This window comes from Photorhabdus namnaonensis, from assembly GCF_001684335.1.
GTDB classification, from domain to species: domain Bacteria; phylum Pseudomonadota; class Gammaproteobacteria; order Enterobacterales; family Enterobacteriaceae; genus Photorhabdus; species Photorhabdus namnaonensis.
Window position 1 is genome coordinate 52,391 of record NZ_LOIC01000036.1, and the last position, 17,462, is coordinate 69,852.

Here is a 17,462-nt window from a genome sequence, read left to right on the forward strand (position 1 = left end):
ATATGATTTTAGGTTTTCTCTTAAAACCATGTCTATTTAAATGATGTTTAAATAAATCAGTAAATTCATTTAATAATATTTTATGTTCTTATTTGCCTTTTTTACGGGGTATAAATGAGATTTCAAAATGGTTATAAATAAGATTCTAAAATAGCGCTACATCTTATACTACCCATAATTCTATGTATAACAATGGGTTGGAGAAGGTCATGTGTAGCAGAATTATGAAACATTATTTATATCTTATGTCACTTATAATTATATGTATAACAATGAGTTGAAAATGGTCATGTGTAGTAAAATTATGAAACGTTATTTATAATCATTGGTAAAGTTAATTATTTTCTCATTTTTCACTGATGGTTTTATGGTGAGCAGGTTTTAAATAGCTATTAAAAACTATTTTTTTTAGAGCCTGTAATTTAAATTTACCCATTTTCATTAAATCGACACTCTGATTTTCTCGTTTCTCGTTTCTCGTTTCTCGTTTCTCGTTTCTCGTTTTTCCTTTTTCTTTTTTTCTTGTATTTAATTTTTAGGCTTAAAATCAAAGAGGGTAAGAAATATATTAATGGTATTAAAATTAAAGTCCATTTCTTTAATTATCGCATCCAATCTGACTTCTTCAAGAATATATTCAGGATAACATCTTTCACAGTAAACAACGTATTTAGCAATGCGCCTTTGGCACATATCCAAAGGCGCATCCTTAACAGTTCGTGTTAGTTGTAGTTTACCCAGCAGTCATAGGATGAAATGTACGGCGGCTGATACAACCCGCCCGTGATATTTCCGACTTTCATTTGCAGGGTAATCCTACAGTCTGCTGGAACATTAGCTCCTGCGGCATTGATTGTGGCTGAGTCGCTGGCTACATCCGGAAATGCTTCCCATGCAGCAGAATTATCCGGGGTGGTGATGAAAAGACGCAGCGTGATTTGATTTTGCCAGCCAGCCCAATTGATTCGGTCATAAGTACACTGAATGGTGTTCACAATTCCTGAAGGCGTCGGTCCGTTCAAGGGAGCTAAGGTTGTACCAGAAATATACTTTCCGCCTTGAGTTGGTTTAGGGCCTAAACCAGAGCGATACCAACGTGGTCCGGTTTGTTGCGTGAGACTGTCCTCGGCTTCAATTTGCTGTTGTAGCAACTCCAGCAGAGATGGGTCTTCTTTGGTTAGGTCTACTTGGGTCAACGAAACAGTTTGTTCCTCTTTCAACAACATATTAGAGGACAGAATTAGCTTGCTCATTTACATTCTCCTAATTTATATCGAAAAAATGGTGACGAGCATTAAAACATCACTCGATCATGCAATACAATCGATCATGCGACACAATCGATAATGCAGGACTGATGCTTATTAGAAGGGTAGATTTGTGAAAGTCTTTCAGTTTTCGCGTAATGATATTATGCTCCCAATCTAGCAGACGTGCGGCCTTGCTTATGTCTTTGGGAATGTTTTTAAATGGGTTGGTCAATAACCTGACCCGGTAAGGTTTATTCCTACCGGGTTGTTTTTATCTCCTATTTTTTATCTCCTATATAGGAGAATGAGTCTTCTTAGCACTTAACTCAGTAGCATTGAGTGATATTGCAATGCTAAATCATCAAGGAAATCCAACTGTTTGTGTATGATCTTGGTTAGATCTTGTTGGTCGATTTTACCATCTATGGTGTTCTGTAATTGTTTGGCAAATATATTCCATGCTTGTTCTAATTTAGCTGCTTGAAGTAGTAATGTGGTTCTCTCCTTGTCGATTTGGTGCACATCCTCTATACCGGCAATCCGTTGTTCTACTCCTTTTAATTGGATTTTCAGGTCGTCGCAATCTTTGTTTATCTGGCTGATTCGTTCATCCAATCTGGCTCTGGCATCAGCCAATTCTATATATTTCAATCCCTTGGAAATATTGCCCAGAATCTTCTTAGCAATTTCAACGCCCTGCTTAATTGCCTGTTTGATCAGTTCTTTTTTAGGATTGGCTAAATCTAGTTTATCCAGATCGCTGATATTGGGAATATAGTCTTTGAACATGTCAGCCAAATTGTATTGACGGATAACGTCTTGGCTTTCGATGATTTTGTTGCGATCTACAACCAATTTAGCTTTATTCTGCTCTTGCTGAGCAATATCAGCCTGAATCTCTGCTTTTCGTTCTTGTTCCTCTTTCAGGCTACTTTCCAGGCGTTCTAAGATCACGACATTGCTTACATCGGCAATCCTACTTGCCATTAGGTTCGCTTCTTTGCGTAAGCTGCGAATAACACCTTTGACATCTTTCTTCAGATTGCGGATATGTTCTGAACGTGCTTCCAAAAGAGTATTTCGAGACTCATCATCTAATTCGGGATCTTCCAGCTCTGTATCGATTTCAATGAGGGTCAGAAAGTAGTCTTGAGGGGGTAGTTGTCTCAGGACAGTTTGCAATTGAGGCACAGAGGCACGTGCTGCTTCGTCGAGGGCACGGCTGTATAAGCTTATCCGCAGTGTTTTTTCCTGAATGATTTCGATACCTGACTTTTGCTGATGTGACAGACGCCAGATATTTTTCACTGCTTGACTCAAGGTTGTTACATTAATTTCTGGATAAACAACAGCCTGCTGTGGAAAAGTGATGATCTCACTCATGCTAATACTCCTTTTTTCTATTTCCTATTTCATACGAGAGGGAACAATTAGTTGTAGCGATTTTTGTATTCTTTCAGCGCTTCATCGAAAACTCTGACTAATTGTTTAGCGGAGCCTTCTACCTCTTTCCAAGGGCTTATCACTTGTTGGAATTTAGTAATAAAAGAGGTCAATTTTAGTGCGTCGTTAATCTGAGAGAATTTATCCCTGGAGGCATTGATTTGAGTTAACATCGATTGCCACATGTAATCCAAATGGTTCAATGCCACTTCCGCATCCAGCAAACGGGTATCAATGTCACTAAAATCAAGAGATAAGGTGGTAATGGATTTTTGTAGGGCGCGCTTACCCTTAATGTCATCTTCTAAACTGCGTACTTCCGCAATCAGTTCATTTTTTAGTTTACGTACTTCTTCTGCCTTAGAACCAAAGATGCCGCCAGTAATTGCGAGACCTATAATCCCTCCGGCAATACCAGAAAAAGCCAGGCCAACGAATTTGTTGTAATCTTGCTTGAGTTGGTCGATTTCCGCTTTCTTTTCGATAATTCTTTCGTCCAAATCTCCAATACTGACTGACATTTTATTGTCTTTCATCAGCTTTCTTTTACTTTCAACTTGTGGTTGCAAGCCCATAGCAATACTGCCATTTGACAGCCTGCCGCCGATCAGTTTTAGTTTGAAATCGGATACTTCGTTTTTGACTTTTTCAGTTTTTTGCCGTTGTTTCTCAATATCGCTCTTCATGGTGTCGAGGATTTCTACCAGAGCATACGATACTTCTCTATCTTCGTAGGTATAAGTGATCTCGGAAAGTTGTCTTCTTGAGATATCTCCCAATCTTCTCTTGATGCGTTCAATAATTGGCATCTCATTGATGATACTGAGTATATTCTCTCCAGTTTCGGTAATTTGTTGACCAATAACTTCCAGATCAATGCTTTGTTGTAGAACATCTTCTTCTACTTCACTCCAACTAAGAGAATGGATGCGGATTTCTTCAAACAAGGCATAAATATCCTCTGGTTCCAGTCCAGCGATATTGACTCTTTGGTAGCCGAGATAGCTCTTCACTTCCTCAAGATTAAAAGGTAGTGACAGACCTTTCTTGACATACAGTTTGATATTAATCAGGTCTTCTTTGGTAAATATTCCTCCGGGGCGTGCAACACCTTCTCGTTTACCAGTCAGTAATTGCAAGGTGGCCGAGGGAATATCTGTTTCGTTCAGTGTTTTTTCCGCTGGAAGTTGAGCTAATAACATATATTTCTCCATTAGTGGTTCTTGCTTTATTAAAAAATTATTAAATACATCAAGGCACAACCGAACGTCATAATACTTATGTTGTTAAGTTAATGTTGTATTTTTTATTGAATAATCTGAATTAAAAATACATATATTTTCGTGATTGATTGTTGAAAAAATAGTTTTATTTATGAGTTTTGTTAAATAATTTTTTGTCGTTTTCATTAATCTTAAATGAAATTTTTTATGATTTTTGTATATGTAATGTATGGAATTAAATAATATGAATTTTTATTATTTTAGTCATTAAATGTGAAAACAATCTTTTGTTTTTCTTGTTTATATGATTTTAAATTTCATTTTTTAATTGATGTTAATGTAAAAAACATAAAAAATTTTAATGTTGTTTTGTGAAAGTCATTTTAAAACAATTGGTTGTGTTAGTTTGTAATGTGGGGTTATGTGATTTTTACCTTATTAATTTAAAAAGTGGGTAATATAGTCTTTTTATAAAGAATTAGTTAAATGTTTTTTGATCTGTCATTTATGGCATGTTTAAAAAAGATGGGATCGTAACCTATTTTTCTGATGTTATTGAATAAAGTCTTTTGTTATTTTTAGATCTATATTTCAATTAAATTGTTAATTATTCACACAATAGGTTAGAATTAACAAATAAGGTGGATATTTTTATAATTCTATTTGGCTATTGTGAAAATAATATATGTTTTTTTATAGCGCGATTTTTTTAGAAAAATAGATATTTATTTCTTGGTTTATAATAACGGTATTTATTTAGTAAATTTTCCGTAGTAAGTAAAAGAGTCGTTTTTTATAAATTGCATCGAAAGAATTGATCATACTAATGAACTTAATATTCCTTATCTAAAGGACAAAACGTCTGATGTAGCTTGTTTCAGTATTGGGATAATGGCATATCGCTAACGGAATCGAACAAGCATAACTGCATAAATAATCAGGGCTTTAATTATTATTAATGCCCCGTATAATCCTACTTTTTATCACGTCTTTTGAGGCAGAAGTGGTGAATCAAATTGCTAATGTTGTCGCTAATGTATGCAAGACACTGAATAATAAACAAGTTAGCGAAGTTGGTATCCAACAGATTTCATTTCCTCTGCCAGCCGGTTGCAACACTTACTGGCTGGAATGGCTGGCGGCTCAGTCTCATTATCCGCAGTTCTACTGGCATCACAGAGAGGGCCATGAAGAGGTCGTTGCTTGTGGGCAAATCCATCTTTTCAGTGATATTGTTTCAGCCGAAAATTTTTTGCACAGAAACAGTCAATTTCCACAGATACGGATCTGGGGGCTGAATGCCTGGGATCGGATTCGACCAGCTCGTATTACGCAATCTAAAGCAGGGGAAGCCGGTTATCTGTTTCTGCCCCGCATCGAATTACGCCGTTACCGTGACGAAAGCTGGTTGTATTTAAATATAGCTGGCCGACAGGATATGAGAAATGCACAGGAATTCCTGCAACAGTTAGTTCCGCATCGGGAATTCTCCGCGTTACAGGCAGTGGTAGTGAATGCGGAGAATATGCCGGAGCGCGCCCAGTGGTGTGACTTGATTGAGCAGGCTTTGGAGACTATCACCCATCGTAAGATGGAAAAGGTCGTGATGGCGCGTAAGACGCAACTAGTATTGAGTGAATCTTTAGCGGCTGCCCAATTTATGGCAGCGAGTCGCCAGATAAATCACCGCTGTTATCATTTTATGCTGGCGTTTAATCAGCATGAGGCATTTTTGGCGTCTTCACCAGAACGGCTTTACTTCCGTAAGCAAACTCAGCTTTATACAGAAGCGCTGGCGGGTACGGTGGCTAATTCTGATGATGTTCAACAAGCCAAAAAATTGGGACAATGGTTGCTGGAGGATAAAAAAAATCAGCATGAAAATTTACTTGTTGTTGATGATATTTGCCAGCGTCTTCAAGGTGCCGTAGTTTCTGTCGATGTGGCTCCGCCAGATGTGATTCGTTTACGAAAAGTCCAGCATTTACGCCGCCGGATTCAGGGAAAGTTAAAGAGTGCTCGTGATAGTGATTGCTTGCATCGTTTACAACCAACGGCGGCTGTTGCTGGATTACCTCGTGAAGCGGCTCGTGATTTTATTCGTAATAGCGAACCATTTAGTCGTGATTGGTATGCGGGTTCCGCAGGATATCTCTCCTGTGAACAGAGTGAGTTTGCGGTTTCTCTACGTTGCGCACAAATTAACAACAATTTATTTTCTCTATATGCCGGTGCTGGGATTGTGATCGGTTCTGATCCACAACAGGAGTGGATAGAGATAGAGAATAAAGCTGCCGGGTTGCGCACTTTACTGAAAGGTGAATAGTTGAATGAAAATAATCTCCGATTAAGTGGCAATTCATTGAACTAGGATAAAGAAATAATTAATTGCGCCGTTAGGCTAATAGTCAGCTTTTATAGAAATTTTTTGAGTAAACTATGTCAAATAGCGCATTTAACCGCCGCTGGGCGGAGCTTTTATTGGAAGCACTTACTCGTCATGGATTACGTCATGTTTGCATTGCACCCGGTTCACGTTCCACACCTTTGACAATAGCTGCCGCGGCAAATAACAAACTGATTTGCCATACTCATTTTGACGAACGTGGATTAGGGCATCTGGCACTGGGGTTATCCAAAGCGGGCAGAGAGCCGGTTGCCGTTATTGTGACTTCTGGAACCGCGGCGGCAAATCTCTATCCTTCATTAATTGAAGCCAGTTTAACGGGTGAACGTGTGGTTTTCCTTACCGCTGATCGGCCTCCTGAATTGATGGATTGTGGTGCAAATCAGGCTATTCGTCAGGATGGTATTTTTGCTTCTCATCCATGCCAAACAATCTCTTTGCCTAGGCCGACTGTAGATATACCGGCAAGTTGGCTGGTTTCTGTCATAGATCATGGTATGGCGAATTTGCAACATGGGGCCTTGCATATTAATTGTCCATTTGCTGAACCGTTATATGGTCATGAAGAGCCGGCTTATGGTGAGTGGCAGCAGCAGTTAGGCGATTGGTGGAAGAGTAACGAACCTTGGTTGGGCCAGCCAGTAGCTAATGTTATGGCAGAAGTACCGGGTTGGAACTATTGGCAACAGAAAAAAGGCGTTGTATTGGCTAGTCGAATGAGTGCCGAAGAGGGAGTTAATGTTGCTAAATGGGCAAAGGCATTGGGTTGGCCGCTGATTGGCAATGTTCTTTCACAAACTGGGCAGCCATTGCCTTGTGCCGATTTATGGCTGGATAATCCTCATGCGCAGGAGATTTTAGCGCAAGCGCAACTGGTCGTGCAGTTTGGTTCCAGCCTGATAGGGAAACGTTTATTACAGTGGCAGGCGAAATGCCAGCCGCAGGAGTTTTGGGTTATTGATCCGATACCAGGCCGGCTTGATCCTGCCAATCATCGTGGCAAAAAATTAACCTGTCGTATTGCTGACTGGTTACTGGCTCATCCCGCACAGTCGCGTATACCGTGGGCACAATCGCATACACCGTGGGCGGAAGAGCTCATTGTCTGGTCAGAAAAAGCGGTTAACTGTGTCAGAACTGAATTGGCAGGGAAATTCGGTGAAGCAACCGTGGCCTATAAGTTGCGTGAATTATTGCCTGAACGCGGGCAGTTGTTTGTCGGTAACAGCCTGATTATTCGCCTGATAGATGCGTTGGGGCAATTACCGGCTGGGTATCCGGTTTACAGTAACCGGGGCGCTAGCGGCATTGATGGATTAATTTCCACGGCGGCGGGTGTGCAACGGGCAACAGCAAAGCCCACTTTGGCTATTATCGGTGATTTATCGGCGCTTTATGATCTCAATAGCTTGGCACTGTTGCGTCATCCTTCCTCACCTATTGTGTTAATAGTGGTCAATAATAACGGCGGGCAGATTTTCTCTTTACTACCAACGTCGGAAGAGGCAAGGCAACGTTTTTACTGTATGCCTCAGCAGGTTAATTTTGATCATGCCGCGGCGATGTTCGGCTTGAAATATGCCAGCCCACAAAGTTGGATGGAGTTGCAACAAAGTATTGAACAGGCATGGCAACAAAATGAAACCACGCTGATTGAGCTGAAAGTGCCGGAGAGAGAAGGGGCTGAATGTTTGCAACAACTGTTAAAACAGGTGGCGATGTTGTGAGTCTGGCTTGTCGTAAGTTCAACGGTCACAACGACCGCCCTTGGCTGGTATGGTTGCATGGATTATTGGGCTGTGGTGATGAATGGTTGCCGTTAGTGAATTTGTGCGCTCAGCATCCCTCATTGGTCATCGATCTGCCCGGTCACGGTGATTCCACTGACGTGCAGGTAAAAGATCTTATGGGTATGAGTTGTCTTTTATCTGAAACATTAGCAGAACAGCAAATTAGCAAATATTGGTTGATTAGTTACTCCTTAGGGGGCCGTATTGCCATGTATCATGCCTGTTATGGTGATATGCGGGGATTATGTGGTTTACTGATCGAAGGAGGAAATCCCGGATTATTTTCCCAACAGGAACGGAATAATCGTCTCGAACACGATAGAAATTGGGCCGAACGTTTTCGTTCTCAGCCGATTGAACAGGTTTTATCTGATTGGTATCAGCAGCCGGTTTTTTCTGATCTATTACCTGAACAGCGTCAGCAACTGATCAAAGTACGCCGTCATAATAATGGCGATGGTGTAGCTAATATGCTGGAAAACACCTCACTTGGACATCAACCTTGGTTAGTACCTGTACTGCGACAATTGAGATTACCTTTTGCTTATCTGTGCGGCGAAAATGATAAGAAATTCCAGCAATTGGCAAAACATTGCGCTTTGCCGCTGCAAACCATTCCAAGTGTTGGGCATAATGCTCACCGAGCGAACGCGGTGGCGTTTGCTGCGGTAGTAAACCATTTTTTATCACTCTTTAATGTATAAGGAATACGAACATGATTTACCCGAGCGAAGAAGAACTTTATGCCCCAATTGTATGGCAGGACTGCTTTGAAGGGTTTGAAGATATTTTTTATCACAAATCCACCGATGGTATGGCTAAAATCACCATTAATCGCCCGCAAGTACGTAACGCATTCCGGCCATTGACGGTTAAAGAGATGATGCAGGCGTTGGATAATGCCCGTTATGATGACAATATCGGTGTGATTATCCTGACGGGTAGGGGTGAAAAAGCTTTTTGTGCCGGTGGTGATCAAAAAGTCCGTGGCGATCATGGTGGTTATAAAGATGACAACGGCATGCATCACCTGAATGTCTTGGATTTCCAGCGCCAAATTCGCATTTGCCCAAAACCCGTTGTTGCTATGGTTGCTGGATATGCGATTGGTGGTGGTCATGTACTGCATTTGGTATGTGATCTGACCATTGCGGCTGATAACGCTATTTTCGGTCAAACCGGGCCTAAAGTGGGTTCTTTTGACGGCGGTTGGGGGGCATCTTACATGGCACGGATTGTTGGTCAGAAAAAAGCCCGCGAAATTTGGTTCTTGTGTCGTCAATATGATGCTAAACAAGCGTTGGAGATGGGGCTGGTTAACACAGTTGTGCCTTATGCGGATCTGGAAAAAGAGACCGTTCGCTGGTGTCGTGAAATGCTAAAAAATAGCCCAATGGCTCTGCGTTGCTTAAAAGCGGCTCTAAATGCGGATTGTGATGGTCAGTCTGGATTGCAGGAGCTGGCAGGTAACGCCACCATGCTTTTCTATATGACAGAAGAGGGTCAGGAGGGACGTAATGCATTCGTTGAGAAACGCCACCCTGATTTCAGTAAATTTAAACGTAACCCATAATGCGTACAGCAACTTTATACCGGTTCAGATTGCCAATGGAGGCAGGCGTTATCCTGCGATATCAGCGGCTTAAAACTCGTGATGGTTTTTTGGTTCACTTACAGGAAAATGGTCAACAGGGATGGGGTGAAATTGCACCACTACCGGAATTTAGTAAAGAAACAGTTGAACAGGCAGGTGAAGCCGCGGTGGCATGGCTTAAACAGTGGTGCCTTGGCGCTGAACCTGATGAAAGTGAATTACCTTCTGTCGCATTTGGAATTAGCTGCGCATTAGCTGAATTGCAGGGTAAACTACCGCAAGATGCTGACTACCGGAAAGCGCCGCTGTGTAATGGCGATCCTGATGAACTGATTGTTCGTCTCAATAACATGAGCGGTCAAAAAGTCGCCAAAGTGAAAATCGGACTGTATGAAGCTGTACGTGATGGCATGATAGTTAACGTTTTGCTGGAAGCGGTACCGGATTTGTCTTTGCGGCTGGATGCTAACCGTAGTTGGAGCCGTGCTAAAGCGGATAGTTTCGCTAAGTATGTCAATCCTGCTTACCGCAACCGAATTGCCTTTTTGGAAGAACCTTGTCAAACCCCGGAACAATCACTCTCTTTTGCCCGTGATACTGGGATCGCCATTGCATGGGATGAAAGCGTTCGTGATGAAGGTTTTAACGTAGCGGCACAAGCAGGGGTGACAGCTATTGTGATTAAACCCACTCTGATTGGCAGCCTTGCCCGTTGCTGTCAGTTGATTTCAGCCGCGCGCAATGCGGGATTGGAGGCGGTGATTAGCTCCAGTATCGAAACCAGCTTTGGTTTGACTCAGCTTGCCCGTATTGCTCATTGGCTGACGCCAGCGACTATTCCTGGACTGGATACGCTGGAATTGATTCAGTCTCAGTTAGTGCGCCGTTGGCCGGGTAGCACGATGTCAGTAACAGGATTGGATGAGTTAGAAATCGCATGGCGCAGTTAAATCCATTTGCCCAGTGGCCGTGGCGCTACTGGGCATCGTTTAGCCCTGAAAATATTGCTGTCAAATTGTGTGATCGTTCCCTAACTTGGCATCAATTAGTTATCTCTTTGGATACGGTAGCGGCCAATTTTCGCCAGCAAGGAGTGGTTGAAGGCAGTGGCGTCATGCTGCGGGGGAAGAACAGCGAAGAGATGCTGTTCTGCTATCTTGCGGCGCTACAGTGTGGGGCGCGGGTATTGCCATTGAATCCACAATTGCCTGAAATGCTCTTGGCTCAATTACTGCCGCATTTGAATATCGATTTCGTGGCTGATTTTTGTGGTGACAGTTTGCCTGTGGTGGATGCCATCTCCCTCGACTGGCAAAGTGAACCAATAAATGCTGATGATAATTCAGTGGCATGGGATGCTATGCGTCCGGCCAGTATGATATTGACCTCCGGCTCTTCCGGGATACCTAAAGCGGCTGTTCACTCGATTCATGCTCATCTTGCCAGTGCGCAAGATGTACTTTCAGCAATCAATTTTCAGCAGCAAGAGAGTTGGTTGCTTTCATTGCCGTTGTTTCATATATCTGGTCAGGGGATAATTTGGCGTTGGTTAATGAAAGGGGCTTCTTTAGTACTAAGAAATACCCATCTGTTAGAGCACGCTTTAGCCGATTGCACCCACGCGTCATTAGTTCCAACTCAGCTTTGGCGGTTACTGGAGTCTTCACAAAATCAGTCACTGAATTTGAAAGAAGTACTTTTGGGTGGATCAATGATCCCCATTGAATTGACTCAAAAAGCGGAACAGCAAGGGATTCGCTGTTGGTGTAGTTATGGTTTGACCGAACTGGCTTCAACCGTATGCATTAAACGGGCAGACTATCTTCCCGGTGTTGGCAATCCCTTACCGGGCAAAGAAATTCGGCTGATAAATGAAGAAATTCAGATTCGTTCTGGCAGCCTCGCTAACGGATATTGGCTGGATGGAAAATTACAACCGTTGGTTGATCGTGATGGCTGGTTTCATACCCGTGATCGGGGAGTGATACAAAATGGCGAATTGCGAATACTTGGTCGGATGGATAATCAATTTTTTAGCGGTGGAGAAGGGATTCAGCCGGAAGATATTGAACGGGTGATTAACACCTACCCACAGGTCGCGCAAAACTTTATTGTTCCGGTACCCGACCCTGAATTTGGTTATCGCCCTGTCGCGGTGATAGACAGTAATTCATCTGAGGTCATTGATACATTGCCTGAATGGTTGATTGGTAAACTGGCTTCTTTTCAGCGCCCGGTAGCTTACTATCTGTTACCTAAACAGTTTAAAAATAACGGCGTTAAAATTTCCCGTCAGCAAATTAAGAAATGGGTGTTGGATTTGCCAAGTTTATATTGAGTTATTTTGATTTGTTTTCGTACTGCCCATTATTTATCGTGTAATAATGGGCAGAGATGGTTAAAAAAACAGGGTTGCTAGATATTATCCTTTGAGTTTTTTCAGCGCGTTTTCAACACCGGCGCCATATTCTGGGTGAACTTTTCTAAATAGCTCAACCTGACGGCGTTGAGTATCTTCATGTGCTTGTGACAGTTCACGGGCAATACGGTCAAACATACGTTGGTGCTCTTTACTATTTATTAACATAAACAGTTTACGAGGCTGGCTGAAATAATCTTCATCTTGACGATGGTTCCAGTTGTCAGCATCTCCTTCTAAAGCTAATGATGGATGTTTGAATTCAGGTTGTTCCTGGAACAATCCTGCATTGTTTGGTTCATAAGTCACCGTATTTCCGCTGTTGCCATCGACACGCATTGCCCCATCACGGTGGTAATTATGGAACGGACAGCGAGGTGTATTGACCGGAATTTGATGGTGGTTAACACCAAGACGGTAACGTTGAGCATCACCATAAGAGAACAGACGGCCTTGTAACATCTTATCAGGAGAGAAACTGATACCCGGCACGACATTAGCGGGGTTGAAAGCTGCCTGTTCAACGTCTGAGAAATAGTTATCAGGATTACGGTTTAGCTCGAAATAACCGACATCAATCATCGGGTAGTCGCCGTGAGGCCATACTTTGGTCAAATCAAATGGGTTGTACGATAACAGATTAGCTTCTTTCTCTGGCATGATTTGAACTTTTAATTTCCAGCGTGGATAATCTCCTTGCTCAATTGCTGCAAACAAATCACGTTGAGAACTTTCACGATCTTTACCTACCAGCGCTTCTGCTTCTTCGTCCATCAGATTTTTAATGCCTTGCTGACAGCGGAAATGGAATTTCACCCAGAAACGTTCATTATCTGCGTTGATAAAGCTGAAAGCATGGCTACCAAAACCGTGCATATGACGGAAAGATTTAGGTACGCCACGATCACTGAAATCAATAGTTAATTGGTGCAGTGTTTCAGGTTGATGAGAGAGAAAATCCCATTTATAGGCAGGATTGCGTAAATTAGTGTGGGGATCGCGTTTAACAACATGATTAAGATCTGGGAACTTCAGTGGATCACGAAGATAGAATATCGGGGTGTTGTTGCCGACTAAATCCCAGTTACCTTCTTCAGTATAGAATTTAAGCGCAAAACCGCGAATGTCACGTTCAGCATCTGCTGCGCCGCGCTCACCGGCGACGGTTGAGAAACGGGCAAACATCTCGGTTTTTTTGCCTATTTCAGAAAAAATCTTAGCTCGGGTGTACTTAGTAATATCGTGAGTAACCACAAAAATTCCATGAGCTCCAGAACCTTTAGCATGCATACGGCGTTCTGGGATCACTTCACGATCAAAATGGGCAAGCTTTTCTAAGAACCAAACATCTTGTAACAACATAGGACCACGTTGACCCGCGGTCATGACATTATTGTTGTCAACGACAGGGGCGCCAGCATTCGTTGTAAGTCCTCTCTTTTTCATCACACTTCTCCTGTTTTACATGAAAAAAAACAGCGGAATCGCTGATTAAGAAAAATTTTCTGGTCAATGGCGAAATGCAAATATTATGTTTTTTTATAATTTATTTATTATTTTCTTATTTACTATTTAATATGAAATTATTTATATAGTTAATTATTAAGTACATGAAATGAAGAATTCACACATATTTAGTAAGTATAGATGATTCATTTCTTTTTGTTGTCTATCGGTTTAGTTGTATTTACGTAAGATGTGTAACATTAAGTAAATAAAGAGGAAATGTAATGAAGATTTATCTTGCTACGGTAGCGACCGGTTTGTTATTCATTTGCCGTCCGCACCATTTCTGATGCGGACAGTTTCGACTTCTCATTAACCCACTTCTGGCAATAAACCACTGACAATACCTATCTGGATGGTAATTACCGCAATTCCGCAAAGAAATACCACAATCAAAGCGGGTTTTCCGCCTTTTACCCGATAGGCTCTTTGCTCAATTTGGCGGCTGCGCCATGCCAGCATGGAAGGCAGTAATAAAGCGAGAATAGAGAGTGCTACTGCGGCGAAAGTTAACGCCATAACAAAGTTTGGATAGTATAAGGAGCAAAGCAACGGTGGAACAAAAGTGATGATGCCGGTTTGCAGGCGGCCTGTCGCATTATTACGGCGTTTGAACAGATCTGCCATGTAATCAAACAAACCTAAGGAGACCCCAAGAAATGAGGTTGCCAGCGCCAAATCAGCAAACAGACGGACCGCAAGCTCCACCCGAGGCGTCGCGACAACTTCTCTCACCGCTTTTAACAGCCCATTCAGTCCTGATTGCTCCGCTAAGATCCCGACAAAAGTGTGGGAAGAAATGGCGCCCAGTGTAGCTAATTGCCATAGAATGTAGGCAGTCAGCGGGATAGCACTGCCGATAACAAATATTTTGCGTAACTTTTGGGTATCGCCTCCCATATAATTCACGATACTTGGCACACTGCCGTGAAAACCAAAAGAGGTGAATACCACAGGAATAGCCGATAATACCAAACCCTGCTCCAAAGGCATTGACATCAGGTTAGTGCTTTTGATGTGGGGCATCATGACAGTCAGCATAATAACCAGGAAGATGATTTTTGCAGTAAATAGCAGGCGGTTAATCATATCGACAGATTGAGTGCCGATAGTGACAACACAACCCGCGACAAAGGTGAAAATCAGTATCCCGAATGAGACAGAGATAGGTTTATCCAGCCATGAAGAGAGGCTGCCTGACAGCAATTCACCGGCACCACTAATATAAGCGGTTGTCAGGGCATACATAAGGAAGAGCATACTGAAACCGGTGAGCCATTGACCTCCTCGACCAAGATAACGTTTTGCCAGCGTTCCCAGGCCCGTATCAGCCGGGCTGTATTGATAAACTTCCACCAGCAATAAAGCGGTATAGCTCATCAAAACCCAAAGAGCGACTAACATCACGAAGGTTGTTCTAAAACCGACACCGGCCGCTGCCAGCGGCATCGCTAGCATTCCGGCGCCAATTGTCGTGCCCGCTACGATAAAAATACTGCCAAGAGTACGATTCTTCACGCTTTCCCCTAGTTTCTGAACTGATTGAAATCGTTATGGAAAGGCAGGCTAAAGGAATAATTTATTTATGTCAAATTATGGTTACACTTAGTGTAAATAAATAATTACAATTGCGTTTTTGCATGATCGTAAATTATGTATTCCGTTAAATATAAAAAGTTACTTATTCTGTTAAGTATTTAAAAAACCATACTTTAATCACACTTAAGTAAGATAGATTTTTATTTTCATCTGGTTTGCTAATTAAAATAAGCCGTTATTCATTATCTTAATAATTAACGTATGGTGAAATAAGAATTATCAATGGAAAGCATATCGGTTTGTCTTAGGAAATTAACTGTATCTGCTCTATTCGTTCTATCAGGAGAAGCTTATGCTTCAGCGTTTATTGGCCCGGCGGATCAAGAGGTTATCACTCAACAACAGAAAGCGTTATTACAGCAGGCTCAACAGCAGCGGGAGGCGTTACGTAACAACATCACTTTGTCTCCAGATTTAGAACCCGAAACTGATGGCGCTGAATCTGTTTGCCATACTGTTCACCATATTCAATTTGAAGGTGTTGAAAGCCTTTCCCAATCAGTACGGGAAAAACTCATACAGCCTTATTTATCCCGTTGCTTAACCTTGCCAGATATTAATGAACTGGTGCGTAAAGTATCGAATGCCTATATCGAGCGAGGTTATGTCACTTCTCAGGCTGGACTCAGAGCACAGGATGATGAGCCTGATAAATGGTTTGGAAGTGTAGACTTGTATAACTCCAATTATGTTAATGAAACAAGACAAGTTTACTCTGTTAATATGTCTTCATCGTCTATTATTAGTTCAGGTGGTAATGCCTATATAAATTCGTTAATCATAAATAACAAGTGAAGTAATATTGAAGCTAAGGGTGATTTATTTTTGACTGGAGGTTCATTGAATAATGAGAGTTTAAGTTTTGGAACAATGAATGGGTATGGTGTATATGATTTAGATATTCCTGAACCTGTATTTCCAAGAAGTCAAATTTTTGAAGCCAAAAAATCAAATAACTTATATACATGGATAGAAGGAACTCATAAAAGAGCTGAAATAAAGGCTGGGGGTAATCTGGTCGCTGATTTCAGAGATTTGATAAATATTCAGAGTTCGTTGCCAGTTGGGAATAAAAATCCGTCTGAAGTGACTGTAACTGCCCGACCTGACACATTATCAGCAAAAAATATTTTACTCCATGCGGGAAAAATTAATATCACTGATAAACTAAAGGCTACTGATGGATTAAATATCATTTCCGAGAATGATATTAATCTTAATAATGCCGCATTGGTTTCGTCAAATAGTTTATCGATGACAGCGGCTAATAACATTAATGCTCTGCAAGGTGAGTTAAAAGGCAAGGATGTAACTATTATCAGTCGCAATGGGGATATTCAACTTAAAAGTAGTAGTAAGCCAGAGTATTTTAATGCTGATAATACGCGTAGAATAAGTAGCTTGGAAGCTACGGGTGATTTGCTCTTACATGCGGGTAAAAATATTCTTCTTCGCAATGTTTTCTTAACGAAAAGTCATAATATTTCTTTAACTTCAAATCGTGATATTACCATTGATAATAACAGTGAATTATTGACACATAAACGAATGGGAGATGTGAATGCTGAGAATAAAGAACAAACGCTGTTTAATCAGATGTTATCTACAATAGGTAAACTTGATGCAAAAAGTTCTGTTGTGATTAACGCCGGCGGAAATTTATCTGTTAAGGGTATTAATATCTCAGCGGTAAAAGATATCAACTTGACCTCTGCAAAAAACATTGATCTCACTCCCCGTGAATTATCGCCTTCACTGAATAAACTATTTTCCTCATCCCGTTCTGGTGAATTAAGTAGCCGATTAACAGCAGGAAATAATATCAATATTATCAGCGGTGCAGATATCAATGGTCAGGTGGCTCAAATTAACGCCAAAGGTAACACATTATTATCAGCAGGTCGGAATATTAACTTGTTAGCTCTAGTCTATTCCGCTATTGATAATAAGAACGATAATAATAAAAATGATCGCCATATTGTTGCTGTAGTTAATGGTGGAAAACAGCTTACCTTAGCTGCTAATGGAACGCTGATTACCCAAGGCGCTACATTAAGTTCAGGTGGAAATACAACGATTTCTTCCGGAGGCAATATGCGTTTTGAATCAGTGCAGAATCACTCTTATCGGGAAAAAGGCAGGGAATTCACCGAATCAGTCACACAGCAAGGTACTGCATTGACTAGTGGCGGTATACTCACTGTTATTTCAAACGGCAGTATTCTTTTCCA

Annotated in this window: 13 protein-coding genes; 8 read left to right on the forward strand and 5 right to left on the reverse strand. The window is 41.5% G+C overall.

All coding sequences use genetic code 11. The features are described from left to right. Nucleotides 1-722: 722 nt before the first annotated feature. From Phpb_RS07460 to Phpb_RS07470, 3 genes are all read right to left on the reverse strand, one after another. Nucleotides 723-1,196 (reverse strand): hypothetical protein, encoded by a 474-nt coding sequence (locus tag Phpb_RS07460; RefSeq protein WP_131817502.1) that lies wholly within the window; start codon nt 1,194-1,196, stop codon nt 723-725. Between the two features lie 375 nt (nt 1,197-1,571). Continuing rightward, on the reverse strand, nt 1,572-2,633 hold the full coding sequence (locus Phpb_RS07465; protein ID WP_065389807.1) for an alpha-xenorhabdolysin family binary toxin subunit B: 1,062 nt from the start codon (nt 2,631-2,633) through the stop codon (nt 1,572-1,574). Between the two features lie 47 nt (nt 2,634-2,680). Beyond that, nucleotides 2,681-3,907: an alpha-xenorhabdolysin family binary toxin subunit A gene (locus Phpb_RS07470; RefSeq protein WP_065389808.1), complete on the reverse strand. Its 1,227-nt coding sequence runs from the start codon at nt 3,905-3,907 to the stop codon at nt 2,681-2,683. A gap of 1,015 nt (nt 3,908-4,922) precedes the next feature. Here Phpb_RS07470 and menF point away from each other — a divergent pair. From menF to menE, 6 genes are all read left to right on the forward strand, one after another. Continuing rightward, a complete protein-coding gene (gene menF, locus Phpb_RS07475) occupies nt 4,923-6,242 on the forward strand; it encodes an isochorismate synthase MenF (RefSeq protein ID WP_065389840.1) in 1,320 nt (439 codons plus the stop codon). 113 nt (nt 6,243-6,355) lie between these two features. Continuing rightward, a complete protein-coding gene (gene menD / locus Phpb_RS07480) occupies nt 6,356-8,050 on the forward strand; it encodes a 2-succinyl-5-enolpyruvyl-6-hydroxy-3-cyclohexene-1-carboxylic-acid synthase (RefSeq protein WP_065389809.1) in 1,695 nt (564 codons plus the stop codon). After that, on the forward strand, nt 8,011-8,817 hold the full coding sequence (gene menH, locus Phpb_RS07485) for a 2-succinyl-6-hydroxy-2,4-cyclohexadiene-1-carboxylate synthase (RefSeq protein WP_065389810.1): 807 nt from the start codon (nt 8,011-8,013) through the stop codon (nt 8,815-8,817). Before menD ends, menH begins: the two co-directional genes overlap by 40 nt. An 11-nt stretch (nt 8,818-8,828) precedes the next feature. After that, a complete protein-coding gene (menB, locus tag Phpb_RS07490) occupies nt 8,829-9,686 on the forward strand; it encodes a 1,4-dihydroxy-2-naphthoyl-CoA synthase (RefSeq protein ID WP_065389811.1) in 858 nt (285 codons plus the stop codon). Next, on the forward strand, nt 9,686-10,657 hold the full coding sequence (gene menC, locus Phpb_RS07495; protein WP_065389812.1) for an o-succinylbenzoate synthase: 972 nt from the start codon (nt 9,686-9,688) through the stop codon (nt 10,655-10,657). The genes menB and menC overlap by 1 nt, the downstream gene beginning before the upstream one ends. Next, nucleotides 10,645-12,045: an o-succinylbenzoate--CoA ligase gene (gene menE / locus Phpb_RS07500; protein ID WP_065389813.1), complete on the forward strand. Its 1,401-nt coding sequence runs from the start codon at nt 10,645-10,647 to the stop codon at nt 12,043-12,045. Before menC ends, menE begins: the two co-directional genes overlap by 13 nt. 84 nt (nt 12,046-12,129) lie before the next feature. Here the strand turns inward: menE and Phpb_RS07505 are convergent, their stop codons facing one another. Continuing rightward, nucleotides 12,130-13,572: a catalase gene (locus Phpb_RS07505; protein ID WP_065389814.1), complete on the reverse strand. Its 1,443-nt coding sequence runs from the start codon at nt 13,570-13,572 to the stop codon at nt 12,130-12,132. Between the two features lie 372 nt (nt 13,573-13,944). Next, entirely contained in the window at nt 13,945-15,150 is a 1,206-nt protein-coding gene (gene tyrP, locus Phpb_RS07510) for a tyrosine transporter TyrP (RefSeq protein WP_065389815.1), read from the reverse strand. Between the two features lie 303 nt (nt 15,151-15,453). Between tyrP and Phpb_RS27375 the strand changes: the two genes are divergently transcribed. Together Phpb_RS27375 and Phpb_RS26640 are read left to right on the forward strand one after the other, a co-directional pair. Beyond that, nucleotides 15,454-16,026: a POTRA domain-containing protein gene (locus Phpb_RS27375; protein WP_065389816.1), complete on the forward strand. Its 573-nt coding sequence runs from the start codon at nt 15,454-15,456 to the stop codon at nt 16,024-16,026. A gap of 45 nt (nt 16,027-16,071) precedes the next feature. Beyond that, nucleotides 16,072-17,462 (forward strand): hemagglutinin repeat-containing protein (locus Phpb_RS26640; protein WP_338046865.1); only part of this gene is annotated, 1,391 nt, incomplete at its 3' end.

Excerpts from the sequence above, each read along its gene's own strand:
- Phpb_RS07505 (WP_065389814.1), bottom strand. The coding sequence starts at position 13,572 with ATGAAAAAGAGAGGACTTACAACGAATGCTGGCGCCCCTGTCGTTGAC.
- Phpb_RS07465 (WP_065389807.1), bottom strand. The coding sequence starts at position 2,633 with ATGAGTGAGATCATCACTTTTCCACAGCAGGCTGTTGTTTATCCAGAA.
- menC (WP_065389812.1), top strand. The coding sequence starts at position 9,686 with ATGCGTACAGCAACTTTATACCGGTTCAGATTGCCAATGGAGGCAGGC.
- Phpb_RS07470 (WP_065389808.1), bottom strand. The coding sequence starts at position 3,907 with ATGGAGAAATATATGTTATTAGCTCAACTTCCAGCGGAAAAAACACTG.
- menB (WP_065389811.1), top strand. The coding sequence starts at position 8,829 with ATGATTTACCCGAGCGAAGAAGAACTTTATGCCCCAATTGTATGGCAG.
- Phpb_RS27375 (WP_065389816.1), top strand. The coding sequence starts at position 15,454 with ATGGAAAGCATATCGGTTTGTCTTAGGAAATTAACTGTATCTGCTCTA.
- menE (WP_065389813.1), top strand. The coding sequence starts at position 10,645 with ATGGCGCAGTTAAATCCATTTGCCCAGTGGCCGTGGCGCTACTGGGCA.
- menH (WP_065389810.1), top strand. The coding sequence starts at position 8,011 with ATGTTTGCAACAACTGTTAAAACAGGTGGCGATGTTGTGAGTCTGGCT.
- menD (WP_065389809.1), top strand. The coding sequence starts at position 6,356 with ATGTCAAATAGCGCATTTAACCGCCGCTGGGCGGAGCTTTTATTGGAA.